The organism is Micrococcus sp. UYEF5 (genome assembly GCF_040546065.1).
Lineage (GTDB): Bacteria > Actinomycetota > Actinomycetes > Actinomycetales > Micrococcaceae > Micrococcus > Micrococcus luteus.
In genome coordinates this window covers 55122-79865 of sequence record NZ_JBEPNB010000004.1, presented here as the reverse complement: position 1 = coordinate 79865, position 24744 = coordinate 55122, and the positions used below count along the sequence as shown (strand labels likewise).

Genomic DNA, 24744 nt, shown 5'->3' with positions numbered 1-24744 from the left:
CCACGGTACCAACACCTACCGTGCGCTCTGAGGCCCCGAGGACGAGGCCCGCCACCGCGCTACGCTGAGCCGAGTATTGCCCGGCGTCCACGAAAGGTTCCGCACCATGCGCCCGAGCACGCCCCGTGACCGGACGGCTGCCCGCGCCATGGGGGCCGTCGCGCCACCCGAGGCCCGGCCTGCCAGGCGTCACGCCTCACTCGGCCTCGTCCCGGACGGTCAGGCCGCGTGGACCCGCTCCCCGTGGAACCCCTTGGTCACGCCGGCCTCACCGCGGCTGTTCGAGGCCGTGCTGGCCATCGGCCTGGTGATGGATGCGTTCACCGCTCCCGGCCTGCCGATCCCGTTCGCGGAGTTCTCCGCCATCCTTCTGCTGCTCCTCGCCTCATTCCGGCAGCCCCGCCGGGACCTCTCCCACTACGGCGTGCTGGCCCTCGTCGCACTGGCCCTGGTGGCGTATCTCGTCGCGGTGACCGTGCACAACGACCTCGACCCCACGCGTCGCGCCACGAGGATCACGCTCCTGATCCTGCTGATCTACGCCATCGCCAGCGAGAGGATCGACATCAAGGGCGTCCTCTACGGGATGACGGCCGGCGCACTGATCAACGTGCCCCTCTTCTACGCGGGCCTGGCCCCGGACACCTACGGCGGCTACCTCACCGGGTTCCTGGGGGACAAGAACGTCTCCGGCCTCTTCTACGCGCTCCTGCCCGTGCTGCTCGTGGCCACCATGCAGCGCATGGGCCCCAAGCTCCTCGTGCTGGGCGCCGGCTCCGCCCTGACGTTCCTCACCGGCTCGCGGACCTCGATGGCCGGTCTGCTCTGCGCCGTCGTGTGGATCCTCGTGAGCCCCTACCTGGGGCGGGTCCTCCGTATCGCACTCGCGGTCGTCATGGGCTGGTTCGTCAGCTGGGCCGAGGAGAACCTGGCCGACCTCGGCATCTTCGGAGACCGCACCGGCACGGACTGGTTCCGGGCCGAGATCCAGCAGGCGTCCGCGGAGAAGGTGGCCGACACCTCGTTCTTCGGCCAGGGGCTCTCCACCGCCGTCGTCGATCTGGACAACGTGACCATGTTCTTCCACAACTCCTATCTGGGGCTGCTGGTGGAGGGCGGCTGGCCGTTCCTGATCGTGGTGGTGGGCGCCTACCTGTGGCTGTGCCTGCGGCCCTTCGCCCGGACGCACCGATCGCCGTCCCGCGTGGCTGTCGAGGCCGCCGCGCTCATCATCCTGGTGACCTCCCTCCAGCTGGGTGAGGTGTTCATCACGATCTTCGGCGCCGTCGTCCTCGGCTGCGGCCTGCTGCTGAGCGCCCAGGAGGACGACGAATCCCACGGCGCGTCCGCGGGTGAACGGGCTCACCGCCGCAAGCTGGACCGCATCGTGGAGCGGTCCCGACGAGCGGGCCGCTGAGCGCGACGAGCATCACCGGTGCTATCCTGTCCAGGTTGCCCAGGCGAGGGAGCGCGCGCTCCGTGATCGACGAGGCCGCCGCCGCGCGTCAGCATGCTGACCCGCTGCGGCACTGAAGCCCCCTCCTGGCCGCATCCCGCGCCGCCCCCGGCTGCGCGGCCGAGACCCCCACAGGAGGACGCATCATGTCTGACCAGCTCAAGATCAAGGTCACCCGCCGCACCGACTTCGGCAAGGGTGCCGCCCGCCAGGCCCGCCGTGCCGGCCTGATCCCCGCCGTCGTCTACGGCCACGGCCAGGATCCCGTGCACCTGCTGCTGCCGGCCCAGGAGACCACCCTGGCCGTCCGCAACCCCAACGCCCTGCTCACCGTCGTGAACGAGGCCGGCGAGGAGCACCTGGTCCTGCCCAAGGACATCCAGCGCCACGCCATCAAGGACACCGTGGAGCACCTGGACCTCATCGAGGTCCGCCGCGGCGAGAAGGTCATCGTCGAGGTCACCGTGCATGTCGAGGGCGAGGTCGCCCCCGGCAACGACTACGTGCTGGACTACGTCACCGTGCCGGTCGAGGCCGACGCCACCGACCTGCCCGAGGCCGTCACCATCTCCGTCGAGGGCCGCGAGGCCGGCGACCACGTGTACGCCCCGGACGTGCAGGTCCCCGCCGGCACCACCCTGCAGCTCGAGGACGACATCGTCATCGCCACCGTCTCGGAGGTCGTCGAGCAGGACCTCGGCGACGAGTCCGTGCAGGAGGAGCAGGCCGCCGAGTCCGCCGAGGGCGAGTCCGAGGGCTCCGAGGACTGATCACGCCATGACGACGGGGACCACGCTCATCGTCGGGCTCGGCAATCCCGGGCCCGAGTACGAGCGCACCCGTCACAACGTCGGCCAGATGGTGGCGGATGAGCTCGCCTCCCGCATGGGGGTCGGGTTCACCCGCCACCGGGCCGGCGCCGTGGTGGCCACGGGTCGCCTCGGCATCGGGGGGCCGCGCGTCGTGCTCGCGAAGTCCACCGGCTACATGAACGTCTCTGGACGCCCCGTCTCCGCGCTGGCGTCCTTCTACGGGATCGGACCCGAGGACCTCGTGGTGGTCCACGACGAGCTGGACATCCCGTTCGACACCCTGCGCCTCAAGCGCGGCGGGGGAGAGGGCGGCCACAACGGCCTGAAGTCCATCACCGCCTCGCTCGGCACGAAGGACTACGCCCGCGTGCGCGTCGGCATCGGCCGACCCCCGGGCCGCATGGACGTGGCCGACTTCGTGCTGCGCCCCTTCACCAAGCCCGAGCAGGACGCCCTGCCGCTGCACGTGGACCGCGCGGCGGACGCCGTCGAGAAGATCGTCACGGACGGGCTCGCGCCCGCCCAGCAGGCGTTCCACTGAGCCTCCCGCCCCGGGCGGACGTCCTCGACGGGGGTGCAGCCCCACGCTCAGGGGGTCGGGGTCACGGCACGGGCCAGGGCATCCGCGATGGTCTCCAGCGCGGGATCCATGATCCGGATCATCTCCGCGTACCCCTCCACCGGTCCGCGGAACGGGTCCACGACGTCGAGGGGCTGGGTGGTCGACCGTGCGAGGGCCCGGTGGTGGGCCGCCTCCGCCGCGAAGGCACGCACTCCTCGGCCCGCGGGGATCCAGTCCCGTCCGTCCCGCGCGTCCAAGATGCGGACCAGCGCTGCGAGCTCCAGTACGGTGAACACCCGCGCGACGGCCTGCGGCACCTCCCGCAGCGCGAAGCGCATGTGCTCTTGAGCCGCCGCCAACACGAGATCCGCCTCCGCGACCATGAACGGTTGCAACGCGACGGGACGGTGGCCTTCCAGCCCGGTGACGCCGGCCTCGGCGCTGAGCCGCACGAGCGGCGGCGGCACCCTCAGTGCCTGGTTCGGCTGGGAGCCGGCGCTGCCGACCTCCACCCGGCCGGGGACCAGAGCCGCCAGCCGTCCCTGGAGGGCGCGGCTCGCATAGGCCGAGCGGCACACGTTGCCGGTGCACACGATGAGCACGGCGTCCGGCGTGGGGAGGGCCCGGCGCCCCCGCCGGGCAGGCGGAGCCGAGCTCGTCGGCGCCGGGCGACGGGCGAACGAGATCAACTGCGCGCGGCTCCGCCGTCACGCTCGAGCCACGAGGACAGCGCCCGGGCCTGACGATCGACGACCTTGCCGACCATCGGCTCGGCCTTCGCCGCGAGCTTCGAGCCCACCAGCGGGATCCGGCAGACGAGGGTGCCGTCCACGGAGAACTGGGAGCCCTCACCGGCGGCAGTCAGGCGGAGGGAGCCGTCCGCCGTCGCCTTGGCGGAGGGCACGGTGATGGTGGTGGTGCCGGCGCGGGAGCCGTCCGCGGCGGGCGCGTCCCAGCGCTCCACCTGCTCCACCTGGAGGGCGGAGCCGATGAGCTTGCGGGCCATGTCCGGGACCCGATCCGGGATACGGTCCGCGGGCAGGGAGCGCACGGCGGTGACGGTCATCGCGCCCTCCGGGGAGCCCTCCACGGAGAACGAGACCAGGGAGCCGCCGAAGGACTCGACCACGGAACGGTGGAAGTCCTCGGACGCCAGGGCGGCTGCCACGGCCGACGGCGGGTGCGGGATGGGCTGCTGAGCGGAAAAGGCCACGGTGTCTCCTCGGGGTCAAGTCGGACCGCGCCCGGCGGGCCGTGAGAGGGCCGGCACCGGTTCGCCGACGGCGATGGGCGTCCATCCCTCACCTTATATGCTGGCCTCCGCGACCCGGGTCCCGTGCACGGCGCCGGGACCGGCCGCGCGACCCCTCGTGAACCCCCTGGAAGGTGTGTCCGCCATGTCGGCACTCTGGGCCGTGGCCCTCATCATGCTCCTGAGCGGGACGGCGAAGCTCCGCTCCGGCGAGGACGTGCAGGCCACGTTCACCCGACTCAGGGTGCCCCGCCCGTTCGCGGCCCCCACCCTGGCGCGCGCGTTCCCCTGGCTCGAGCTGCTGCTCGCCGCCGCCCTCCTGCAGCCCTTCACCCTGCTGCGTCCCGTCGTCGGCCTGGTGGCCGTGGCCCTCTTCGCCGCCTTCCTCGCGCTCGTGGTCCGGGCCCAGGACGACGGCGTCTCGTGCGGCTGCTTCGGCGAGGCCTCGGCCGCCCCGATCTCCCGCACCACCGTGGTCCGCAACGTCGTCTTCCTGGCCCTCGCCGTCCTGGCCCTGGCCGAGGGGATCGTCTCGCTGGCGGTGCACGGCGCGGGCCTGGCCTGGCAGCCGCTCACCGCCTTCGGCGCCGGCGCGTGGGCCTGGGCCCTGTTCGTGTCCGTGCTGCTCGCGACCGCCGCGTTCCTGGCCGGGCGCGAGTCCGTCCCGGCCGCACCCGACGCGGCCCCGGCGATGCCCATCGCGGAGGCCCCGGCCGCCGTCGACCCCGTGGGCGAGGCCGAGCCCGAACGCCGCCCGTTCCCGGACGCCGTCGTGGTCGCGGACGGCGAGTACACCGGTCTGCACCGGCTGGTCGCGGACGGGGCCGTGGTGGCCCTGCGCCTTTCCACGGGGTGCGGCTCCTGCGCGCGGGTGATCGAGCGGCTGGACGAGTTCACGGACGCGCTCGGGCCGGTCCGGCTGCGGGTCCTCATGCCCCAGCGCGCCCCCGGCGCCGAGGGGGCGATCCACAGCGGCGCCGTCGACGCGTCGCTCGTGCTGGCCGACCCGGCCGGCGCCGCCTCGCAGGCCCTCGGCCTGCACTCGTTCCCCACCGCGGTGCTGCTCGGCACGGACCGGCTGACCGCCGGCGGCCCGGTGGGCGGCGCCGACGACGTCCTCGCCTTCCTCGAAGAGATCCGGGAGATCATGACCACCGAACTGCCCGCCGCCACGGACGGCTCCACCGCCACCCCGGAGGTCCGCGCATGAGCGCCCCCGAGACCACCCCCGTCCTCGCCCCGCTGCTGCCGCGCCTGCGCGCCGAACGCGCGCTCGAGGCGGCCGCCGCCTCCGCCGCCCGGCCGCTCGAGTCCCGGGGCGTCGAACTGGAGATCGGCCTGCCCGACGGAGCCCGCGCGCCCCTATTGACCGTCCTGGCCGAGGCGCTGGCCGAGGGCCACGGCGAGCGCGCCGCCGTCCTCGTGGTCACCGCGACCACCCGCGAGGCCGAGGACCTCGTGACCGACCTGGCCGCCTGGGCCCCCGCCGGTGCCGCCGCGCTGTTTCCGTCCTGGGAGACGCTGCCCCACGAGCGACTGTCCCCGCGCTCGGACACCGTGGGCGCGCGCCTGGCCGTGCTGCGCCGCCTCGCCCACCCCGAGGAGCACGCGGAGGGCCCGCTGCGCATCGTCGTCGCCCCGGTGCGCGCCGTGCTGCAGCCCCTCGTGGCCGGGCTCGGCGAGCTGAGCCCCGTGACCCTGCGGACGGGGGAGGAACGGGACTTCGACGGCGTGGTGGCCGCGCTCGTGGACGCCGCCTACTCGCGCGTGGACATGGTCAGCCGACGCGGCGAGTTCGCCGTGCGCGGCGGGCTGATCGACGTGTTCCCGCCCACCGAGGACTACCCCGTGCGCATCGAGTTCTTCGGCGACGAGGTGGAGCAGATGCGCTGGTTCTCCGTGGCGGACCAGCGCTCCCTCGAGGACACCACGGAGGACGGCTCGGGCCACCCGTCCGAGCTGTACGCGCCCCCGTGCCGCGAACTGCTGATCACGGACCACGTGCGCCGGCGCGCGAAGGAGCTGATCCCGGCCATGCCGGCCGCCGCGGACATGCTGGACCGGATCGCGGAGGGCGTGGCCGTGGAGGGCATGGAGTCCCTCTCCCCGCTGCTGGCCGAGGCCATGACGTCGCTGCCGCGCATGCTGCCCGCCGGGTCGCTGACCGTCCTCGTGGAGCCCGAGCGCCTGCGCGGCCGCGCCGACGACCTGCTGGCCACCAACGAGGAGTTCCTCCAGGCCGCGTGGGCCGGTGCCGCGCAGGGCGCGGTCGCCCCGGTGGACGTGGCCGGGGCGGACCAGTCCGCCGCGGGCGGCTTCCTCACGGTGGCCGAACTCCGCGCGGCCGCGCTCGAGCAGGACCAGGGGTTCTGGTCCGTCACCGCGCTGGTCTCGGACGATGAGCTGCTGCCCGACGCCGCCACCCTGCGCGCCACCCTCGGCGTCCCGCAGACCTTCTCCGGCGACATCGAGGCCATGGTCGCGCACACCCGCGTCCGGCTCGCGGAGGGGTGGCATGCCGTGGTCCTCACCGACGGCCCCGGCTCCGCCCGCCGTCTCGCCGAGCTCACCACGGAGGCCGGCCTCACCGCCGCCGTGGTGGACGGGCCCCTGCCCGCGGACCTCGCCCCGGGGCGGGTCTCCATCGCGACGGCGCCCGTCGGCTCCGGCTTCACGATCCCGGACGCGCAGATCGCCCTGATCACGGAGCACGACCTCTTCGGCCGGCACCGCACCGCGGGCACGCGCGCCCCCGGGGCGCGGCTGGCCCGGAAGCGGCGCAACGCCGTCGACCCGCTGACCCTGCAGCCCGGTGACCACGTGGTGCACTCCCAGCACGGCATCGCCCGCTTCGTGGAGCTGCAGCGCCGCAAGGTCACCGGCGGCCCGCGCACCGCCCCCGGCGCCGAGGAGTCCTACCGCGAGTACCTCGTGCTCGAGTACGCGCCCTCGAAGCGCGGCGCCCCGGGCGACCGGCTGTTCGTGCCCACCGACCAGCTCGACCTGATCTCCACCTACGTGGGCGGGGAGACGCCGTCGCTGTCCAAGATGGGCGGCTCGGACTGGGCGCAGACCAAGTCCAAGGCCAAGCGCGCCACCCGCGAGATCGCCGGCGAGCTCATCCGTCTGTACTCGGCCCGCATGGCCTCGCGCGGCCACGCGTTCGCCCCGGACACCCCGTGGCAGGGCGAGCTGGAGGGGGCGTTCCCGTTCATCGAGACGCCGGACCAGCTGACCACCATCGAGGACGTCAAGAAGGACATGGAGGCGGCCGTGCCCATGGACCGGCTCGTCTCCGGCGACGTCGGCTTCGGCAAGACCGAGGTGGCCGTGCGCGCCGCGTTCAAGGCGGTGCAGGACGGCAAGCAGGTGGCCGTCCTCGTCCCCACGACGCTGCTCACCCGCCAGCACCACCAGACGTTCTCCGACCGGTTCGCCGGCTTCCCCGTGAAGGTGGCCGCGCTCTCCCGGTTCCAGACCGCCAAGGAGTCCAAGGAGGTCATCGAGGGGCTCGCGCACGGCGAGGTGGACGTGGTGATCGGCACCCACCGGCTGCTCTCCGACCAGGTGCAGTTCAAGGACCTGGGCCTGGTGGTCGTGGACGAGGAGCAGCGCTTCGGCGTCGAGCACAAGGAGGCGCTGAAGAAGATGCGCACCAACGTGGACGTGCTCGCCATGTCCGCCACGCCCATCCCGCGCACCCTCGAGATGTCCCTCACCGGCATCCGTGAGACCTCCACGCTGGCCACCGCCCCGGAGGAGCGCCACCCCGTGCTCACCTCGGTGGGCCCGTACTCGGACCAGCAGGTCACCGCGGCCATCCGCCGCGAGCTGATGCGCGAGGGCCAGGTGTTCTACGTGCACAACCGCGTCACCACCATCGACAAGGTGGCCAAGCGCATCGCCGAGCTGGTGCCGGAGGCGCGGATCGCCGTCGCCCACGGCAAGATGAGCGAGGCCCGGCTCGAGCAGATCATGGTGGACTTCTGGGAGCGGAAGCTCGACGTGCTCGTGTCCACCACGATCATCGAGACCGGCCTGGACATCGCCAACGCCAACACCCTGATCGTGGAGGACGCCCACCGCTACGGCCTCTCGCAGCTGCACCAGCTGCGCGGCCGCGTGGGCCGTGGCCGCGAGCGGGCGTACGCGTACTTCCTGTACGACCCGCAGAAGCCCCTCGGCGAGGTGGCCCTCGAACGCCTCAAGGCCGTGGCCACCCACAACGAGCTCGGCGCGGGCATGCAGCTGGCCATGAAGGACCTCGAGATCCGCGGCGCCGGCAACCTGCTGGGCGGGGAGCAGTCCGGCCACATCGCCGGCGTGGGCTTCGACCTCTACCTGCGGATGGTGGGCGAGGCCGTGGCCGACTTCAAGGGCGAGGAGGACACCGCGCCCGCCGAGGTGAAGGTGGAGCTGCCGGTCAACGCCCATCTGCCGCACGACTACGTGCCGGGGGAGCGGCTGCGCCTGGAGATGTACCGCAACCTCGCCCAGGCCGCGGACGACGCCGCCGTGGACGCCGTGGTGGAGGAGCTCAAGGACCGCTACGGCCCGCTGCCGGAGCCGGTGGAGGCGCTCGTCGCCGTCGCCCGGTTCCGCAACCGGGCGCGGGCCGCGGGCGTCACCGAGGTGATGCTGCTGGGCCAGAACGTGAAGTTCGGCCCCGCCGCGGACCTGCCGGAGTCCCGTCAGATGCGCCTGACCCGCATGTACAAGGGCGCCCAGGTCAAGCCGGCCCTGAACGGCGTCCTCATCCCGCGGCCCAAGACCAAGCCGGTCATGGGTCAGGATCTCGTGGACGTCCCGCTGCTCGAGTGGGCGCAGCAGGTGGTCGACGCGATCTTCGCGCCGGAGAGCTGAGCCGGGTCAGGCCGTCCGCACGCGGACGAGGACGCCGTGCGCCTCGAGCATCTCGAGGAAGGCGTGGACGTCGGCTGCGACGTCGGCGGGGTAGAGGCCGAACGCCTTCGCCACCTGGACCGTGACCTCCGTCGTCGACAGCGGCGCCGGCGGATCCGCGACCAGGTCGTCCTCCGGGGTGCGGCCTCCCACGAGGACGTCCCAGATCACGTCGCCCGAGGCGCTCAGCAGCAGCGGCTGACCGGCCTCGAGCGTCATGACGGCGGTCTGGCCGCCGGCGGTGCGGGCCCACGCGATGTCGGGGGCGAGCGCCCAGCCCTCGGTGGTCTCACCGGCCACGGCGCACCGCCTTCGTCCAGGCCCAGCCGGCGAGTGCGCCGAGCCGGGCGCGCTGCTCGCGCCACAGGTCTGCGCGGGTGACGGGTCGGCCCAGGCGCATCTGCAGATGGGGGCGGTTCACCGGGATCGTGCGGGCCACGAGGGCGGCCCGCTCCCGCACCGTGGCGGCCGACCGCCACCGGGTGCGGAACAGCTCAAGACCGCTCTGGCTCTCGTGCAGCGCCGCGAAGAGGGTCAGCTGCCGGGTGTCGACGCCGTCGGCGGCCTCGCCCGTGGCGACGTGCCAGGCCGCGCCCGCGTCCAGTCGGCGGGCTTCCTCGCGCAGGGCGGCCCAGCTCTCGGCGGGGAGGGACTCCCGGATGTGCCGGACGTCGAGGCCACCGCGGAACGGGTCGCGGGCCGCGTGGACGATCACGACGAGCCGCTGATGGCGCGGGCTCGGCACCGGGACAGACCGGCCGGCGATCACGAGGTGGATGTGCTCGCTCCACAGGGCGTCGAAGGCCGCCTCGGGGGACGCGCCGAGGCCGGGGAAGAGCCGATGCACGTCCACGTACCCCAGCTGGTCATGCCAGAGCGTGGCCGCGTGCTGGAAGATCGACCCCTGAGAGAAGGTGGCGACCGGTTCCCAGCCGTGGGAGCCCAGGAGTGCGATGACGGCGTCGGCATCGGCCGGAGGGACCAGCAGGTCCACGTCCGAACTGCGGCGGTGGTCGGGGTAGACGCCGGGCTCGGTGGCGTAGCCCTTGAGATGCAGGCCGCGGATGCCGGCCCGGTCCAGCAGATGCGTGATGCGGGCGTGAGCGAGGCGGACGCGGACCTCGAGGTCCAGGGACGGCGGGGCGGCCGGTCGCTGTCCCGTCGCTCGTTCTCCCATGGCCGCGAGCATAGTCGACCGTCAGAAGGGTCCATCGGTGACCGTGCCGGCGTGCCATCCCTGGAATGTGCGACAGGGCTGGCAATGAGCTGTGCGGCCCATCTACACTCAGCTGGAGAGTTCCACAGCAAATACTCACCGAGTATCCCGCGGTGCTCCGTCCACTCGCGTAACCCCGTTCGGGCGCGAAAGCCACACCTCGACTCGAAACGAGTGAAGCCATGCAGAAGAACACCTCCACCCTCTCCCGTCGCAAGGTGACCGCCGGCATCGCGTGGTCGGTTCCGGCGGTCGCCGCCGTCGCCGCCGCCCCGTTCGCCGCCGCCTCCCCCTCGTGCGTCAACACCGCGAGCACGGAACCGGTGAAGTACCCCGGCAACTCGACTGGTGGAGGTGGCAAGCTGAAGCACGCCTACGGCTTCTCCGTCACCGTGACCAACCCGACGCGTGGCCGGATCCGACTGTCTGCGAAGAGCGTGCTCATCGACTTCGAGAAGAAGGGCACGTACACCGGTGAACAGCTGATGATCTTCGACAAGGATCCGTGCCTGGGCGGCGTGCAGCTGAATGGCAACAGCGACCGGCTGATCCTCGAGCCTTCCGGGACCGCCGGGGACACCCGCACGTTCTGGTTCGTCGTGAGCAACACCGGCAACTCGGCCAACGATGCCGGCTGCATCCGCGCCACTCTGGGCGTGGCTCTGGTCAAGGGTAGCCAGCCCGTGGCCAACCTGTGCACCGAGGCCGCGGTGGACAAGGCCTGCTTCACGGCCACCCCGCCGTCGGCTGTCTGCTGATGTTCTGAGCGCCACCGCGAAGGGTCCCGCCTCCTCAGAGGCGGGGCCCTTCTGCATCCCCGGGCCTGCGCCGTCGGTGCGACGACCTGGCCCCGCAGCCGGGCGAGGTCAGCGTCGCGACGCGTCGCCCGCGGTCCCGGCCGCGGCGTCGGCGGCGTCCCGGGGCGCCTGGTAGTAGACGTCATAGCTGCCGCCGTCCGCGCCGTAGCCCCCGCCGTAGTAGTCCGAGCCCACACCGGAGGCCGGGGTGCCGTTGAGCACGACGCCGAGCACCCGGGCGTTGACGCCCGCGAGCATGTCCCGGGCCACCTCGAGGTGCTCCTTGCGGGTCTCGCCGTGGCGGACCACCAGGACGGTGCCGTCCACCGCCGCGGCGAGCAGGGTGGAGTCCGTGACGGGCAGCACGGGCGGGGCGTCCACGAGCACCATGTGCGTCTCGGCGAGGGCGGTGAGCAGATCCCTCATCCGCTCGGAGCCGAGCTGCTCGGACGGGTTAGGAGGGGTGCGGCCGGCCGGCAGGAGCAGCAGCCCGTCCTCGCCCACGGGGATCAACACGTCCTGGAGGGCGACGTCCCCGTTGAGGACCTCGGACAGGCCCACACGGCCGTCGACGCCGAACTGCAGGGCCTGGCGCGGGCGACGCAGATCGGCGTCGATGAGGATCACCGGCTGGCCGGCGGCCGCCACGGTCAGGGCCAGGCTGCCGATCACGGTCGACTTGCCCTCGCCGGGGTTCGAGCTGGTGAACGCGATGGTGCGGGGCGGGTCGTCCACCGCAGCGAACCGCAGATTGGTGCGCAGCTGGCGCACCGCCTCCGACGCGCGGGGGGAGAGGGGCGCCATCGGCGCCGCGCGTTCCGCCTTCATGCTGGGATCCAGGGGGATGGCGCCGAGCAGGCCCGCCCCGCCCGCCACCTGGGCGTCCGTCGTCGTCCGCACGTTGACGTCCAGCAGCCGCCGCAGGAACGCGACGACCAGACCGAGGACGAGACCTGCGCCCAGGCCGTACAGCAGGTGGCGGACGCGGTCCGGGCTCGAGGGCGCGGCCGGCGCGAGGGCGTCCTCCATGGCCGTGACCTTGACGTTGGACGTCGGATCGAGCTCGTTCGCCACGTCGGCGGTCGCCACGAGCGCCCCGTTGGCCAGCGCGGCGGCCTGCTGCGCATCGGGGGCCACGGCGGACACCGTGATGAGGTTCGAGTTCGGCACCAGGGCGGCGCTCATGGTCGCGCCGACGGTGTCCAAGCCCTCGGCCGCGATCCGCTCACGGACCGTGCGGCTGTTGATCAGCGGGATGTAGGACTGGGCCCGGGTCTGGGCGGTCTCGGTGCCGGAGATGCTCGCCTCCCCCTCCACCGTGACGAACGCGGTCGAGGTCGCGGTGTACAGCGTGGGCTGCAACAGCGAGTAGAGGAGGCCCAATGCCAGGCCCAGGGCGGCGCACCCCAGGATCACCAGGCGGTTCGCGCGCAGCACACGGAGGAAATCGATGACGTTCATGGGGTCCCAGGATCGAAGGGCAGCGGCTCAGCTCACTCTAACAAGCGGGACAGCCCATTCCTTCGCACTCGTCTACGCTGGGCGTGGGGCGGAGACGCGCCCCGGCAGGGCGACGGAGGGGCGGTCATGACGGTGGGGCACGATGCGCACGGACCGCGGCACTCCGACCCCCGCTACGTGGCCCTGCAGGCGGAGCGGGAGAGACACGCCCGCGCCGCCGCCCGCGGCACGTCCGTGTGGTCGGCCGACCCGGACGCCGTCGTCCCCCGCGAGCCCCTGCGCATCCCCGAACTGCTGCTCGGCGCCCTGCTGGCCATGGAGGCGTTCGGCGTCCCCCTCGGCCCCGTGGCGCTCCCGCTGAACGAGGCCGGCATGCTCCTGCTGCTGGCCCTGGCGCTGTGCCGACGGTCCCGCCGCGATGTCTCCGCCCTCGGGTTGACCGCCGTGCTCGCCGCCGCCGTGCTGCTGTTCCTCGCGATCGTCTCCGTGTCCCAGGGCATCCCGGACCTGGAGTGGCTGCGCCGGTGGGTGCGGATGGCGGCCCTCGTCGGGCTCGTCGGCTGCATCGCCGGCGGCCGGCTCAGCCTGCGCTCGCTCGCCGTCGGGCTCGGCGCCGCCATGGCCCTGAACGTGCCCCTCTTCTACGCCGGCCTCGTGCCCGCGCCCTACGGCAGCTTCCTGACCGGCGTCCTCGCGGACAAGAACGTGGCGGGCCTCTACTACGCGGCCATGCCGGTCCTGGCGCTCGCCCTCGTGCGGACGCGGCGGTGGAAGCTGATCCTGCTCGTCGCCGCCGCGGTGTGCGTCGTCCTCACGGGCTCCCGCACCTCCATGGCGGGCTTCGCCTGCGCCGTCCTGTGGCTCTGGCTGACGCCGCGGATGGGGGCGGGTCTGCGCCTGGTCCTGCTGGCGGTCCTCGCCTGGGCGGTCGCGTTCGCCGAGGAGAACCTGGCCCGCATCGCCTTCTTCGCGGACCGCACCGGCACGGACTGGCTGCGCTCGAACATCCAGGCCGAGACGGCCGTGCGCGTCGCGGAGACGCCGTGGTACGGCCGGGGCCTCACCACGGCGTACGTGGACTTCGGCGGTGCCACGTGGCACTACCACAACTCCTACGCGGGCCTCTACACCGAGGGCGGCGTCGTGCTCCTCCTCGCCGTCCTCGGCGCGTACGCGTTCTTCGGGCTGCGCCTGTTCAGCGCCCGGCTGCGCACCCCCTCACGCGTGGCGGTGGAGGCGGCGGCCGTCGTCGTGTTCGTCTCCGCGACGCAGCTGGGCGAGGTGTTCATCACGATCCCGAGCATGCTCGTCGTCGCCGCCGGCGTGACCCTCTGGCTCGACGAGCGGGACGCCCCGCTCGAGAGCGAGGTGCTCGAGCGGCGCCGCCGTCGGGTGCTGGCCGCGGCGCGCCGGGGGCAGCACGCCCCGTCCTCCGGCGGGCACGCCGTCCCCGATCTCTGACGCCGGCCGGTCAGGCGCCCGTCGGCTCCTCCTCCACGAGGTCCCCGTCGAGGGCCCGGGCGATCTCCCACGCCAGCAGCTCGACGATCGGCTGCGCGGTCTGCGCCATGGCGGCGTAGCCCTCGGCGGGGCCGCGGAACGGGTCCGGCAGATCCGCGTCCGGTCGCTCCCCCTGGGCGATCAGGCGGGAGCGCAGCTCCGCCAGCGCCGTGACGAGCGCGGTGACGCCCGCGCCCGGAGGGACCGCCGCGGCGAGCTCCTCGCCGTGGTCGCGCAGGAGGGTGCCCATGCCGAGGATCGTGAAGGTCCGGCGCACCGCCGCGGGGTCCTCACGCAGCACCTCGTCCAGGTGGTCGTCCGTCGCGGTCAGGACGAGGTCCTGGTCCGCCAGCGAACGCCCGGTCAGCTGCTGCGGTCGATGCTGCGTCAACGCGGCGCGGACTCGGCGGCTCGGCGCGAGGTCGAGCAGCGGACCCGGGACGGTCAGCGCCTGGTTCGGTTCCGTGCCCGCGCTCGTGACCACCGCGCGGCCCCGGTCGCCGAGCAGGGCGTTGAGCTGCGCCTGCAGCGCGTACTCCACGTAGGCGGAGCGGCAGATGTTGCCCGTGCATACGACGAGGACGCGGGCGCTCGGCAGGGGGCCGGGGACACGGTCGGCCGGGTGGGGGAGGAACGCCGGGCCGAGCCGGAACTCGGCGAGGCGATCCTCCCGCGCCGGGGAGGCCGCCGGGGCGTCGGCGTCGCCGCCGTCACCCGCCGGGTGGCCGCCGTCGCGGGTCGACACCTCGGGCTCCTCCGGCGTCGGCGGCAGGAACGGATTGCGGATCGGGGGGCGATGATCCCTGCTCATGGGTGTGTCCTCTCCGAGGCGGTCGTGACGCGCGGCAGCGCGGACGTGACGGGGTGCGGGGGCTCCACGTGTCGCAGGCGGTGCACCGGGTGCCAGCGGCGGCGCGCCCCCGTGAACGGCTTGGACAGGGGGGTGGCGAGCAGGGCGAGGCCTGCCAGCCAGCTGAGGGCGAGCGCGAGGGCGAACTTGGCGGCGTTGTCCTCCACGCCGTGGCGCGTGACCCACATCAGCACCCAGCCGTGCAGCAGCACCACCACCGTGCCCGTCCGGACCAGGGCGGTGATGGCGCGGCGCAGGGCCTGACCCGTCCCGGTGCGTCGGGCGAAGGAGCGCAGCAGTCTCTCCACCGTGGAACCGAACACGAGCACCATCCCCGCGGACATCAGGACGCCCACGACGGGGGTGAGCACCGGCGTACCGAAACCGCCGAACTTGATGTTGGGCGCCTCCAGGCCCAGCCGGACCGCGACCATCCCGAGCAGCACCAGGCCGACGCCGATGAGCGTCCGGTGGCGCCGCACGTGCGGCTGGACGCGGCGACGGAACGTCTCGCCGCTGAGGACGAACAGCAGGCAGGGCAGGGCCAGCCCGACGCCCAGCGGCGTGCGGGCGATCGCGGAGTCCGGCACGAGGTGGGCCCACGCCAGCCCGGCCAGGCCCACTGCCCAGGCGACGGCGGACGGGAAGCGCTCGAGGAATCGGCGCAGCACCGTGGTGAAGAACAGGACGGAGATGAACCAGAACGCCCACCACGGGGGCTCCTGGTCCGCGCCCCCGTACCAGCCGGTGATCATCAGGCGCCGCAGGAGGTCGGGGTCGTCGGCGAACCACGCGAACGCGGCCACGGACATGAGCGCCGCCCACACCAGGTACGGCACCATCAGGCTCCGGAAGCGGCCCCGCACGTCCTTGGCCCAGGGGCGGCCGCGCGTCCAGAAGTAGCCGGTGAGGAAGAAGAACAGCGGCATCCGCCAGATCTCCAGGTACCGGCTGAAGGTGAGGTCCGTCAGGTATGCGTGACCCAGCACCACCGCCGCGATGGAGACAAGCCGAAGGGCGTCCACCCCCGTGTTGCGGGTGGACGCCCTTCGGCGCGCGGCGGCCGGACGACCGGTGTCAGCGATCCTCGACTCCGGGACGGCTCAGCGGTGCGCGGCGCCGGTCTCGACGGCGTGGGCGCCGGAGGCGGCGTGCTCGACGACGGGACGGGTGTGGATGGCGGTGGTGTCCACGGTGTCGCTGCGGCCCAGGAACGCCTTGGGGATCAGGAAGGCCACGGTGGCCAGGGCCAGCGCGATCAGGCCGGGGACCCAGACCGACTCGAGCGACCAGAAGCCCATGGCGTAGAGGCAGCCGAGGAACGCGCCGAAGGCGACGATGAAGGCGATCAGGGAACCCCAGACGCCGCCCACGTTGGAGTGGTCGATGGCCTTGCCGTTGCGGATCACGTGATGCTCCTTCGGTGCGGTCCCGGCCGGGGCGGACGCCCGGCCGAAATGATGCGAGTCAGTCGGATCCCAGGATAGCAAGCGCGGAGCTGGCCCCGATCCGGGTGGCCCCGGCCTCGATCATCGCCAGGGCGTCCGCGCGGGTGCGCACCCCGCCGGAGGCCTTCACGCCGATGCCCTCGCCCACGGTGCGGCGCATCAGCGCGACGTGCTCGACGGTGGCGCCCGCGGTGGAGAAGCCCGTGGAGGTCTTCACGAAGTCCGCCCCGGCCTCGACCGCGGCCTCGCAGGCCAGGACGATCGCGTCGTCGTCCAGCAGGGCGGTCTCCACGATCACCTTGAGCAGCGCCCCGCCGTCACCCGCGGGGCCGCCCGCGTGCGCGGCCTCGGCCACGGCGCGGACGTCCGCGACGAGCCGGGCGCGGTCCCCGGCACGGGCCGCGGCGACGTCGAGGACCATGTCCACCTCGTCCGCGCCGGCGTCGATCGCCTGCCGGGCCTCGAAGGCCTTGACCTCCGAGGCGTTGGCGCCGAGGGGGAAGCCGATCACGGTGCAGGTCAGCACGTCCGAGCCCTCGAGCTCGGCGGCCACCAGCGGCACCCACACGGGGTTGATGCACACGCTCTTGACCCCGGCCTCGCGGGACTCGGCCACGAGGCGGCGCACGTCCGCCTCCGAGGTGTCGGCCTTCAGGGCGGTCGCGTCGATGTACTTCGCCAGCTCGGCGGTGGTGAGGGAGACGGTCATGTCCGCCAGCCTACCGAGGCTCAGCCGCCCACGAGGGCCGTCACCTCGGCCCGCAGCGCCTCGAGCCGCTCGGCGGCCGCGGCCGGGTCGGCGTCCCGGGTGCCGAGGTAGCACTTGAGCTTCGGCTCGGTGCCGGAGGGGCGCACGAGCACGCGGGTGCCGGAGTCGGTGGCGAACAGCAGCGCGTCCGTGGGCGGCAGCCCGTCCCCGCCGGCGGCCAGGTCCCGGCGCACGGTGACCGGTTCCCCCGCGAGCGTGGCCGGCGCCTGCTGACGCAGGGCCGCCATGGTGCGGGCGATCAGGGACAGGTCCGCCACGCGGACCGAGACCTGGGCGCTGGGCATGGCGCCGGTGACCGCGTCGACGTCGGCCAGGGCGTCCATCAGCCCCCGTCCCTGCGCTGTGAGGGCGGCGGCCAGCTCCGCGGCCATGAGGGCGGCCGTGATGCCGTCCTTGTCCCGCACCATGTCCGGGTCCACGCAGTAGCCGAGGGCCTCCTCGTAGCCGAAGCCGAGGTCCGGGGCGCGGGAGATCCACTTGAAGCCGGTCAGCGTGACGTGGTGCCTCACCCCGTTCGCCTCCGCCAGGGCGGCCAGCTGCGGGGAGGAGACCACGGAGTTCGCGGCGCTGCGGCCGGCCGCGTGCAGGGCCGGCATCGCGTGCGCGCCCAGCAGCGTCCCGACGGCGTCGCCCGAGAGCATCCGCCACGTGCGGACGCCGTCCGCGTCGGTGACGGGCGCGGCCAGGGCCAGGCGGTCGGCGTCGGGGTCGTTGGCGATCACCAGGTCCGCGTCCACCTCGGCGGCCAGGGCGAGGGCGAGGTCCATCGCCCCCGGCTCCTCCGGGTTGGGGAACGCGACCGTGGGGAAGGCCGGGTCCGGGGCGGCCTGCTCGGCCACCACGTGGACGGGGCCGAAGCCGGCGTCCTCGAGCAGGCCCGGGACCACGGCGCCGCCCACCCCGTGCAGGGGCGTGTAGACCACGCGCAGGTCGCGGTGGCCGTGCCGGCCGTCGTCGAGCACGCCGAGGGCCGCCGCGCGGTAGGCCTCCAGCAGGTCCGGCCCGGCCACGGTCCAGCCGTCGTCGGCGAGCGGGATGTCCGCGGCCCACGCCGCGTGGTCGATGCGGGCGGCGATCTCCGCGTCCGCGGGGGAGACGATCTGCGCCCCGCGACCCGCCTCGTCCGTGAGCCGCCCGCCGAGGTAGACCTTGTAGCCGTTGTCCGCGGGCGGGTTGTGGCTGGCCGTGACCATCACACCCGCGTCCGCGCTGAGATGGCGCACCGCGAAGGCGAGCACCGGCGTCGGCAGCGGGTCCGGCAGCAGGACGGTCTGCACGCCCGCGGCCGTCAGGACGGCGGCCGTGTCCGCGGCGAAGGAGGCCGAACCGCGCCGCGCGTCGTACCCGACGACGGCCAGCGGCGGGGCCGCGTCCCGTCCGACGCCGTCCCACAGGTGCGCGGCCAGACCCGCCGCGGTGCGGCGCACCACGAGCCGGTTCATACGGGACTCGCCCGGGCCCTCCTCGGCGCGCAGGCCGGCGGTGCCGAAGACGAGCGGCCCGGCGAAGCGGGCGGCGAGCGCCGCCCGGGCGGCCGCGGCCTCCGGGCCGACGCCGGCGGCCGCGTCGAGCTCGGCGCGCAGGGTGTCCCGGTGCGCGGGATCGGGGTCCTCCGCCGCCCACCGCTCAGCCCGGGCGAGGACGTCCTCCGGGAGCGCGGCGACGTCGTCGTGCGGGGGATGCGCGGGCATCAGAGCCGCCCCACGATGTCCGCGAGCAGGCGCGCGATGCGCGGGCCGGCGGCCTGGCCGGCCTCGACGACCTCGGCGTGGGACAGCGGCGTCTCCGAGATGCCGGCGCCGAGGTTGGTCACCAGCGAGATGCCGAACACCTCCAGCCCGGCGTGACGGGCCGCGATCGCGTCCAGCGCCGTGGACATGCCGACGAGGTCGCCGCCGAGGGTGCGCGCCATCCGCACCTCGGCGGGGGTCTCGTACTGCGGGCCGGCGAACTGGACGTACACGCCCTCACGCAGGGACGGGTCCACCTCACGGGCGATCGCACGCAGCCGCGGGGAGTAGAGGTCGGTCAGGTCCACGAACGTGGCGCCGGTCAGCGGGGTGGCACCGGTGAGGTTGATGTGGTCCGCGATCAGGACGGGGGTGCCCGGGGCGATCTCCGGGTCCAGCCCGCCACAGCCGTTGGTCAGCACCACGGTGCGCGCCCCGGCGGCGGCGGCGGTGCGGACGGTGTGCGCCACGGCCTGGGCGTCGCGGGACTCGTAGAAGTGCGTGCGCGAGCCGAAGACGAGGGCGTGCGTGCCGTCCGGCAGCCGGACCGAGCGGATCACCGCGTTGTGGCCGGGCACCTTCGGGGCGTGGAAGCCGGGCACCTCGGCCAGCGGCACGGCGGCGACCTCGTCGCCGATCAGGCCGGCGGCCTCGCCCCAGCCGGAGCCGAGGACGACGGCGACGCGGTGCTCCGCCACGCCCGTCGCCCGGGCGATGGTGTCGGCGGCCGCGCGGGCCTCGGCGAAGCCCGGATGGTCGCCGGTCAAGGGGGAGTCGGGGGAGGGGATGCTGGTCTGGTCGGTCACGTCGTGGAGTCTAGGCGGTGTCCCGTGAGCGCGGGCTAGGACTTTCCCGTCCGCGGCGGACACAATGGAGCCCGTGAGCGAGGAAAACAGCACCTTCATCCCGTCCCTGACCATCATCGGCGGCGGCCCCGGCGGCTACGAGGCCGCCATGGTGGCCGCGAAGCTGGGCGCCCGCGTGACCCTGGTCGAGCGCCAGGGGGTGGGCGGCGCGGCCGTCCTCACGGACGTGGTCCCCTCCAAGACGCTGATCGCCGCCGCCGACTCGATGCGCCGCGTGGGCGCCTCCGTGGACCTGGGCGTCGACCTCGGCGGGGGCGACGTCCACGCGGACATGGGCCGGGTCGGCCACCGCATCCTGAACCTGGCCCACGAGCAGTCCTCGGACATCCGCGCGGGCCTCGAGCGGGTCGGCGTCCGGGTGATCGACGGCGTGGGCCGCGTCGTCGGCCCCCACGAGGTGTCCGTCCGCGCCCTCGACGACGCCGACGCCGGCGCCGAGCCCGAGATCATCACCTCGGACGCGATCCTCGTGGCCGTCGGCGCGAGCCCCCGCGAGCTGCCCACCGCCGTCCCGGACGGCGAGCGGATCTTCAACTGGAAGCAGGTCTACAACCTCAAGGAGCTTCCCGAGCACCTGATCGTCGTGGGCTCCGGCGTCACCGGCGCCGAGTTCGCCTCGGCCTACAACCGCCTCGGCGCCAAGGTCACCCTCGTCTCCTCGCGCGACCGCGTGCTCCCCGGCGAGGACGCCGACGCCGCCGAGCTGCTCGAGAAGGTCTTCGAGGGCAACGGCCTCAGGGTGGTCTCCCGCTCCCGGGCCGAGTCCGTCGAGCGGACCGAGACCGGCGTGCGCGTGCACCTCTCCGGCGAGGGCGCCGAGGACACCCCGTCGATCGAGGGCTCCCACGCCCTCGTGGCCGTCGGCGGCGTGCCGAACACGGCGGGCCTCGGCCTCGACGACGTGGGCGTGAAGCTGACCGGCTCCGGCCACGTGCTCGTGGACGGCGTCTCCCGCACGTCCGTGCCGAGCATCTACGCGGCGGGCGACTGCACGGGCAAGCTCGCCCTCGCGTCGGTGGCGGCCATGCAGGGGCGCATCGCCGTCGCCCACCTGCTCGGCGACGCCCTCAAGCCGCTGCGCCCGCACCTGCTGGCCTCGAACATCTTCACCTCGCCGGAGATCGCCACCGTGGGCGTCACGCAGGCGCAGGTGGACTCCGGCCAGTACCAGGCGGACGTGCTGCGCCTGGACTTCCACACCAACCCCCGCGCCAAGATGTCCGGCGCGGAGGAGGGGTTCGTGAAGATCTTCGCGCGACAGGGCTCCGGCACCGTGATCGGCGGCGTGGTGGTCTCGCCGCGCGCGTCCGAGCTGATCTACGCGCTCGCGCTCGCGGTCACGCACAAGCTGCACGTGGACGACCTCGCGGACACCTTCACCGTGTACCCGTCCATGTCCGGCTCGATCGCGGAGGCGGCGCGACGCCTGCACGTGCGCATCTGACCCAGAGACGACTTTCGGTCGTGAGATAGGGCCTATCTCACGACCGAAAGCGTCCATTCCCCCGATGTCACGTTCGACAGTGCGGGCGGGGGCCCCGGGCGGGGAACCGGGCGGGGTCAGCGGGTGGCGGCGCGGCGCTCCCGGGCCGAGGTGACGGTGTCGAGGTCCGTGTGCCGGGTCTCGGGGGAGAGCGCCAGCGCGATGACGGTGATCGCCGACGCGGCGGCCAGGTAGTAGCCGACGTAGGAGACGTCGAACTTCTGCACCAGCCAGGCGGCGATGAACGGGGTCAGCGCCGCGCCGAGGATGGAGGACACGTTGTACGCGATGCCGGAGCCGGTGTAGCGCGTGTTCGTGGGGAACAGCTCGGGCAGCACCGCGGACATCGGCCCGAAGGTCAGGCCCATGAGCGTCATGCCGGTGGCCAGGAACGTCAGCATCAGCGGCACGTTCAGCTCCGCACCCACGCCCATGTTCGCCGGCGCGAGCCACAGGCCGAACGAGAGGCCGAACACCACCATGAGCACCGAGATCACGATCAGGGTGGGGCGGCGGCCGAAGCGGTCCGCCAGCAGGCCGGAGACCGGCACGAACGCCGCGAAGAACAGGATGCCGACCAGCTGCAGCACGAGGAACTCGGCGTAGGGGACACCCAGGAAGCCGTTGGCCGGCTTGCCGATCGCGTAGGAGAGGATCCACGTGGTCATCAGGTAGAAGAGCACGTAGGTGGCGTACATGACGAAGGTGCCCAGGATCAGCTCCCACCAGTTGCGGCGGAACACCTCGCCCAGCGGCGCCTTCACGCGCTGGTCGCGGTCGAGGGCGCGCTGGAAGACCGGGGTCTCCTCGAGCTTGACGCGGACGTAGAGGCCCACGGCCACCATCACGATCGAGAGCAGGAACGGCACGCGCCACACCCACGTGAGGAACGGGCCGTCGAGCACCGGGCTCGTGGAGTCGTGGCTGAAGCCGAGCACGAGCGCGAGGAACAGGCCGTTGGCCAGCAGGAAGCCGATCGGCGCGCCGAGCTGCGGCCACATGGCCGCCTGCGCGCGCTTGCCGTCCTTGGCGTACTCGGTGGCCAGCAGGGCGGCACCGGACCATTCGCCGCCGAGCCCCAGGCCCTGGAAGAAGCGCAGCAGCGTCAGCATGGCCGGCGCCCACAGGCCGATCTGGTAGTACGTGGGCAGCAGGCCGATGAGGAACGTCGCGATGCCCATGGTCAGCAGCGAGCCGATGAGCGTGGTCTTGCGGCCCACGCGATCGCCCAGGTGGCCGAAGACGACGGCGCCCAGCGGCCGGGCGACGAACGCCGCGCCGAAGGTGGCCATGGAGGCCAGCAGGGCCGTGTTGTCGTCGCCGCCCGCGAAGAAGATCAGCGGGAACACCGAGACGGCGGCCGTGGCGTAGATGTAGAAGTCGTAGAACTCGATCGAGGTGCCCACGAGCGAGGCGATGATGACCCGCGAGCGGGGCACCTCCTCCGCAGTGGCGACCGCGTCCGACGTGAGATCGGTGGGGGCGCCCGGGTTCGCGGGCGGGGTGGAGTGGGACATGGTGTCTCCCTGGTATGACGGGCACAGGGGGTCGCGAACGACCACGATGTGAGACGAAGATGCGTGTCAGGTTAAGCCTCGTCGCGCCGATCTGCGAGAGTCATGTCCCCGTCGTCCACCATGTGGAACCAGCCCACGACGCCGGCGCTCCCCGCCGTCGTCGCCGGCGGCTCACTCCGCGTCGGCGATGGTGGCGATCACCGTGCCGGCCGTGACCGTCTGGCCCGGCTCGACCTCGAGACCGCTGACCACGCCCGCGCGGTGGGCCGCGAGCGGCTGCTCCATCTTCATGGCCTCCACGACCACGATCAGGTCGCCCTCGGCCACGGTCTGGCCGTTCTCGGCGGCGACCTTCACCACGGTGCCCTGCATCGGGGCGGTCAGCGCGTCCGTGCTGACGGCCGCGGCCACCGGTGCGCCGCGCTTGCCGCGGGGCCGGCGTCGTCCCGCACCGGCCCGCTGGGCGGCGCCGGAGATCGTGTGCAGGGCCTCGCCCCACGTGGGCAGGGTGACGTCCACGCGCTTGCCGTTGACCTCCACGGTCACGGTGTGGCGCGCCTCGCGGGGGGCCGGCTCCGCCGGGGTGAGGGCGCTCGGCTCGATGCGGTTCGCGAACTCCGTCTCGATCCACCGGGTGTGCACCGAGAACGGCTCCTCCGAGCCGGCGATCTCGGGGGCGAAGGCGGGGTCGCGCACCACGGCGCGATGGAAGGGCAGCACCGAGGGCATGCCGACGATCTCGGCCTCGCGCAAGGCGCGGGCGGCGCGCTGCAGGGCCTGACGGCGGTCCGCGCCGGTGACGATCAGCTTGGCGACCATGGAGTCGAAGGCCCCGGAGACGGCCTCGCCCTCCACCACGCCGGAGTCCACGCGCACGCCCGGGCCGCTGGGCATGCGGAACGTGGTGAGCCGGCCGGGGGCGGGCAGGAAGTTGCGGCCCGGGTCCTCGCCGTTGAGGCGGAACTCGATCGAGTGGCCGCGGGGCTGCGGGTCCTCGTAACCGAGGGCCTCGCCGCGGGCCAGGCGGAACTGCTCGCGCACGAGGTCGATGCCGGTGATCTCCTCGGAGACCGGGTGCTCCACCTGCAGGCGCGTGTTCACCTCGAGGAAGGAGATGGTGCCGTCCTGGCCCACGAGGAACTCGCACGTGCCCGCGCCGACGTAGCCGGCCTCCTGCAGGATCGCCTTGGAGGACTCCACGAGGCGGGCGTTCTGCTCGTCCGTGATGAACGGCGCCGGGGCCTCCTCCACGAGCTTCTGATTGCGGCGCTGCAGCGAGCAGTCGCGGGTGGAGATCACGACGACGTCGCCGTGCACGTCCGCCAGGCACTGCGTCTCCACGTGGCGCGGCTTGTCCAGGAAGCGCTCCACGAAGCACTCGCCCCGGCCGAACGCGGCCACGGCCTCACGGACCGCGGACTCGTAGAACTCAGGGATCTCCTCGCGCGTGCGGGCCACCTTGATGCCGCGGCCGCCGCCGCCGTAGGCCGCCTTGATGGCCACCGGCAGGCCGAACTCGTCCGCGAACGCGACGACCTCCTCCGTGCCGGTCACGGGGGAGGTGGTGCCCGGCGCCAGCGGGGCGCCGACCTTGGTGGCCAGCTGGCGGGCCGAGACCTTGTCGCCCAGCCGGTCGATCGCCTCGGCGGGCGGGCCGATCCACACGAGGCCGGCGTCGGTCACGGCGCGCGCGAAGTCCGCGTTCTCGGAGAGGAAGCCGTAGCCGGGGTGCACGGCGTCCGCGCCCGCGCGCTCGGCGGCGTCGAGGATCTTGCCGATCACCAGATAGGAGTCGGCGGCGGTCTCCCCGCCGAGGGCCACGGCCTCGTCCGCGAGCGTCACGTGCAGGGCGTCCCGGTCCGGCTCGGCGTAGACGGCCACGGAGGTCAGCCCCTCGTCCTGGCAGGCCCGGATGATGCGCACGGCGATCTCGCCGCGGTTGGCGATCAGCACCCGGGAGAACCGGCGCTCCGCCGCGGGGTCGACGGGCGGGACGACCGAGGCCTGCGGTGCGTCGGCGATGCTCATGGGCGATGGACTCCTCGGACGATCACGGCTGGGGGTGCGGGCGCCACGTCCGGGGTCGTGCCCCTCACCCGGTGGGGCGAAAGGCGCGGGACGGC

General features: G+C 73.4%; 21 protein-coding genes. 8 read left to right on the top strand and 13 right to left on the bottom strand.

Going from position 1 to position 24744, the window contains the following annotated elements; translation table 11 throughout:
* Window positions 1-106: 106 nt before the first annotated feature.
* From ABIB16_RS05525 to pth, 3 genes are all read left to right on the top strand, one after another.
* Window positions 107-1417: an O-antigen ligase family protein gene (locus tag ABIB16_RS05525; RefSeq protein ID WP_230277898.1), complete on the top strand. Its 1311-nt coding sequence runs from the start codon at window positions 107-109 to the stop codon at window positions 1415-1417.
* A 185-nt stretch (window positions 1418-1602) separates the two neighbouring features.
* A complete protein-coding gene (locus ABIB16_RS05520) occupies window positions 1603-2226 on the top strand; it encodes a 50S ribosomal protein L25/general stress protein Ctc (RefSeq protein WP_044659564.1) in 624 nt (207 codons plus the stop codon).
* Between the two features lie 7 nt (window positions 2227-2233).
* Window positions 2234-2809 carry an aminoacyl-tRNA hydrolase gene (gene pth, locus ABIB16_RS05515; protein WP_036340560.1) on the top strand — a complete coding sequence of 192 codons (576 nt, stop codon included), beginning with the start codon at window positions 2234-2236 and terminating at the stop codon, window positions 2807-2809.
* Between the two features lie 47 nt (window positions 2810-2856).
* Here pth and ABIB16_RS05510 read toward each other — a convergent pair whose 3' ends face one another.
* Both ABIB16_RS05510 and ABIB16_RS05505 read right to left on the bottom strand, forming a co-directional pair.
* The gene (locus ABIB16_RS05510) at window positions 2857-3432 is read right to left on the bottom strand and encodes an arsenate-mycothiol transferase ArsC (protein ID WP_230260078.1); all 576 of its coding nucleotides are present in this window, start codon (window positions 3430-3432) and stop codon (window positions 2857-2859) included.
* An 83-nt stretch (window positions 3433-3515) separates the two neighbouring features.
* Window positions 3516-4043, bottom strand: coding sequence for a DUF2505 domain-containing protein (locus ABIB16_RS05505; protein ID WP_144879253.1), 528 nt, complete (start codon window positions 4041-4043; stop codon window positions 3516-3518).
* A 184-nt stretch (window positions 4044-4227) separates the two neighbouring features.
* Between ABIB16_RS05505 and ABIB16_RS05500 the strand changes: the two genes are divergently transcribed.
* Both ABIB16_RS05500 and mfd read left to right on the top strand, forming a co-directional pair.
* A complete protein-coding gene (locus ABIB16_RS05500) occupies window positions 4228-5292 on the top strand; it encodes a MauE/DoxX family redox-associated membrane protein (RefSeq protein ID WP_144879255.1) in 1065 nt (354 codons plus the stop codon).
* Window positions 5289-8945 (top strand): transcription-repair coupling factor, encoded by a 3657-nt coding sequence (gene mfd, locus ABIB16_RS05495; RefSeq protein ID WP_324701502.1) that lies wholly within the window; start codon window positions 5289-5291, stop codon window positions 8943-8945. The genes ABIB16_RS05500 and mfd overlap by 4 nt, the downstream gene beginning before the upstream one ends.
* A 6-nt stretch (window positions 8946-8951) precedes the next feature.
* Here the strand turns inward: mfd and ABIB16_RS05490 are convergent, their stop codons facing one another.
* Both ABIB16_RS05490 and ABIB16_RS05485 read right to left on the bottom strand, forming a co-directional pair.
* The gene (locus ABIB16_RS05490) at window positions 8952-9284 is read right to left on the bottom strand and encodes a PqqD family protein (protein WP_354436105.1); all 333 of its coding nucleotides are present in this window, start codon (window positions 9282-9284) and stop codon (window positions 8952-8954) included.
* On the bottom strand, window positions 9274-10161 hold the full coding sequence (locus ABIB16_RS05485) for a nucleotidyltransferase family protein (protein ID WP_354436104.1): 888 nt from the start codon (window positions 10159-10161) through the stop codon (window positions 9274-9276). The genes ABIB16_RS05490 and ABIB16_RS05485 overlap by 11 nt, the downstream gene beginning before the upstream one ends.
* Before the next feature lie 221 nt (window positions 10162-10382).
* Here ABIB16_RS05485 and ABIB16_RS05480 point away from each other — a divergent pair, with 221 nt between their 5' ends.
* On the top strand, window positions 10383-10958 hold the full coding sequence (locus ABIB16_RS05480; protein ID WP_134416398.1) for a hypothetical protein: 576 nt from the start codon (window positions 10383-10385) through the stop codon (window positions 10956-10958).
* A gap of 108 nt (window positions 10959-11066) precedes the next feature.
* Here the strand turns inward: ABIB16_RS05480 and ABIB16_RS05475 are convergent, their stop codons facing one another.
* Window positions 11067-12458 (bottom strand): tyrosine-protein kinase domain-containing protein, encoded by a 1392-nt coding sequence (locus ABIB16_RS05475; RefSeq protein ID WP_134416400.1) that lies wholly within the window; start codon window positions 12456-12458, stop codon window positions 11067-11069.
* 126 nt (window positions 12459-12584) lie between these two features.
* Here ABIB16_RS05475 and ABIB16_RS05470 point away from each other — a divergent pair, with 126 nt between their 5' ends.
* Window positions 12585-13919, top strand: a complete 1335-nt coding sequence (locus ABIB16_RS05470; RefSeq protein ID WP_129867207.1) for an O-antigen ligase family protein — start codon at window positions 12585-12587, stop codon at window positions 13917-13919.
* A 10-nt stretch (window positions 13920-13929) separates the two neighbouring features.
* On the opposite strand, the gene ABIB16_RS05465 is transcribed toward ABIB16_RS05470, so the two are convergent.
* The 6 genes from ABIB16_RS05465 to ABIB16_RS05440 all read right to left on the bottom strand — a co-directional run bounded on the left by ABIB16_RS05465 (window position 13930) and on the right by ABIB16_RS05440 (window position 19561).
* Complete coding sequence (locus ABIB16_RS05465) at window positions 13930-14769, bottom strand: arsenate-mycothiol transferase ArsC (RefSeq protein WP_134416402.1); 840 nt, start codon at window positions 14767-14769, stop codon at window positions 13930-13932.
* A complete protein-coding gene (locus ABIB16_RS05460; RefSeq protein WP_127435584.1) occupies window positions 14766-15833 on the bottom strand; it encodes an acyltransferase family protein in 1068 nt (355 codons plus the stop codon). The genes ABIB16_RS05465 and ABIB16_RS05460 overlap by 4 nt, the downstream gene beginning before the upstream one ends.
* 78 nt (window positions 15834-15911) lie before the next feature.
* On the bottom strand, window positions 15912-16217 hold the full coding sequence (locus tag ABIB16_RS05455; protein ID WP_354436103.1) for a hypothetical protein: 306 nt from the start codon (window positions 16215-16217) through the stop codon (window positions 15912-15914).
* Window positions 16218-16275: 58 nt separating this feature from the next.
* Window positions 16276-16965 carry a deoxyribose-phosphate aldolase gene (deoC, locus tag ABIB16_RS05450; RefSeq protein ID WP_182488493.1) on the bottom strand — a complete coding sequence of 230 codons (690 nt, stop codon included), beginning with the start codon at window positions 16963-16965 and terminating at the stop codon, window positions 16276-16278.
* Between the two features lie 20 nt (window positions 16966-16985).
* Window positions 16986-18716, bottom strand: coding sequence for a phospho-sugar mutase (locus ABIB16_RS05445; protein WP_354436102.1), 1731 nt, complete (start codon window positions 18714-18716; stop codon window positions 16986-16988).
* Window positions 18716-19561, bottom strand: a complete 846-nt coding sequence (locus ABIB16_RS05440) for a purine-nucleoside phosphorylase (protein WP_354436101.1) — start codon at window positions 19559-19561, stop codon at window positions 18716-18718. Before ABIB16_RS05440 ends, ABIB16_RS05445 begins: the two co-directional genes overlap by 1 nt.
* A gap of 64 nt (window positions 19562-19625) precedes the next feature.
* Here ABIB16_RS05440 and ABIB16_RS05435 point away from each other — a divergent pair, with 64 nt between their 5' ends.
* The gene (locus ABIB16_RS05435; protein WP_186315064.1) at window positions 19626-21065 is read left to right on the top strand and encodes an NAD(P)H-quinone dehydrogenase; all 1440 of its coding nucleotides are present in this window, start codon (window positions 19626-19628) and stop codon (window positions 21063-21065) included.
* A 116-nt stretch (window positions 21066-21181) separates the two neighbouring features.
* Here ABIB16_RS05435 and ABIB16_RS05430 read toward each other — a convergent pair whose 3' ends face one another.
* Both ABIB16_RS05430 and ABIB16_RS05425 read right to left on the bottom strand, forming a co-directional pair.
* The gene (locus ABIB16_RS05430) at window positions 21182-22621 is read right to left on the bottom strand and encodes an MFS transporter (protein ID WP_020623707.1); all 1440 of its coding nucleotides are present in this window, start codon (window positions 22619-22621) and stop codon (window positions 21182-21184) included.
* 171 nt (window positions 22622-22792) lie between these two features.
* Entirely contained in the window at window positions 22793-24649 is a 1857-nt protein-coding gene (locus tag ABIB16_RS05425; RefSeq protein ID WP_354436100.1) for an acetyl/propionyl/methylcrotonyl-CoA carboxylase subunit alpha, read from the bottom strand.
* Window positions 24650-24744: the final 95 nt, after the last annotated feature.

What these genes read in the sequence shown, in the direction of transcription:
- ABIB16_RS05525 (WP_230277898.1), top strand. Translation starts at nt 107, where the DNA reads ATGCGCCCGAGCACGCCCCGTGACCGGACGGCTGCCCGCGCCATGGGG.
- ABIB16_RS05520 (WP_044659564.1), top strand. Translation starts at nt 1,603, where the DNA reads ATGTCTGACCAGCTCAAGATCAAGGTCACCCGCCGCACCGACTTCGGC.
- pth (WP_036340560.1), top strand. Translation starts at nt 2,234, where the DNA reads ATGACGACGGGGACCACGCTCATCGTCGGGCTCGGCAATCCCGGGCCC.
- ABIB16_RS05500 (WP_144879255.1), top strand. Translation starts at nt 4,228, where the DNA reads ATGTCGGCACTCTGGGCCGTGGCCCTCATCATGCTCCTGAGCGGGACG.
- mfd (WP_324701502.1), top strand. Translation starts at nt 5,289, where the DNA reads ATGAGCGCCCCCGAGACCACCCCCGTCCTCGCCCCGCTGCTGCCGCGC.
- ABIB16_RS05485 (WP_354436104.1), bottom strand. Translation starts at nt 10,161, where the DNA reads ATGGGAGAACGAGCGACGGGACAGCGACCGGCCGCCCCGCCGTCCCTG.
- ABIB16_RS05480 (WP_134416398.1), top strand. Translation starts at nt 10,383, where the DNA reads ATGCAGAAGAACACCTCCACCCTCTCCCGTCGCAAGGTGACCGCCGGC.
- ABIB16_RS05475 (WP_134416400.1), bottom strand. Translation starts at nt 12,458, where the DNA reads ATGAACGTCATCGATTTCCTCCGTGTGCTGCGCGCGAACCGCCTGGTG.
- ABIB16_RS05470 (WP_129867207.1), top strand. Translation starts at nt 12,585, where the DNA reads ATGACGGTGGGGCACGATGCGCACGGACCGCGGCACTCCGACCCCCGC.
- ABIB16_RS05465 (WP_134416402.1), bottom strand. Translation starts at nt 14,769, where the DNA reads ATGAGCAGGGATCATCGCCCCCCGATCCGCAATCCGTTCCTGCCGCCG.
- deoC (WP_182488493.1), bottom strand. Translation starts at nt 16,965, where the DNA reads ATGACCGTCTCCCTCACCACCGCCGAGCTGGCGAAGTACATCGACGCG.
- ABIB16_RS05445 (WP_354436102.1), bottom strand. Translation starts at nt 18,716, where the DNA reads ATGCCCGCGCATCCCCCGCACGACGACGTCGCCGCGCTCCCGGAGGAC.
- ABIB16_RS05435 (WP_186315064.1), top strand. Translation starts at nt 19,626, where the DNA reads ATGGAGCCCGTGAGCGAGGAAAACAGCACCTTCATCCCGTCCCTGACC.
- ABIB16_RS05430 (WP_020623707.1), bottom strand. Translation starts at nt 22,621, where the DNA reads ATGTCCCACTCCACCCCGCCCGCGAACCCGGGCGCCCCCACCGATCTC.
- ABIB16_RS05425 (WP_354436100.1), bottom strand. Translation starts at nt 24,649, where the DNA reads ATGAGCATCGCCGACGCACCGCAGGCCTCGGTCGTCCCGCCCGTCGAC.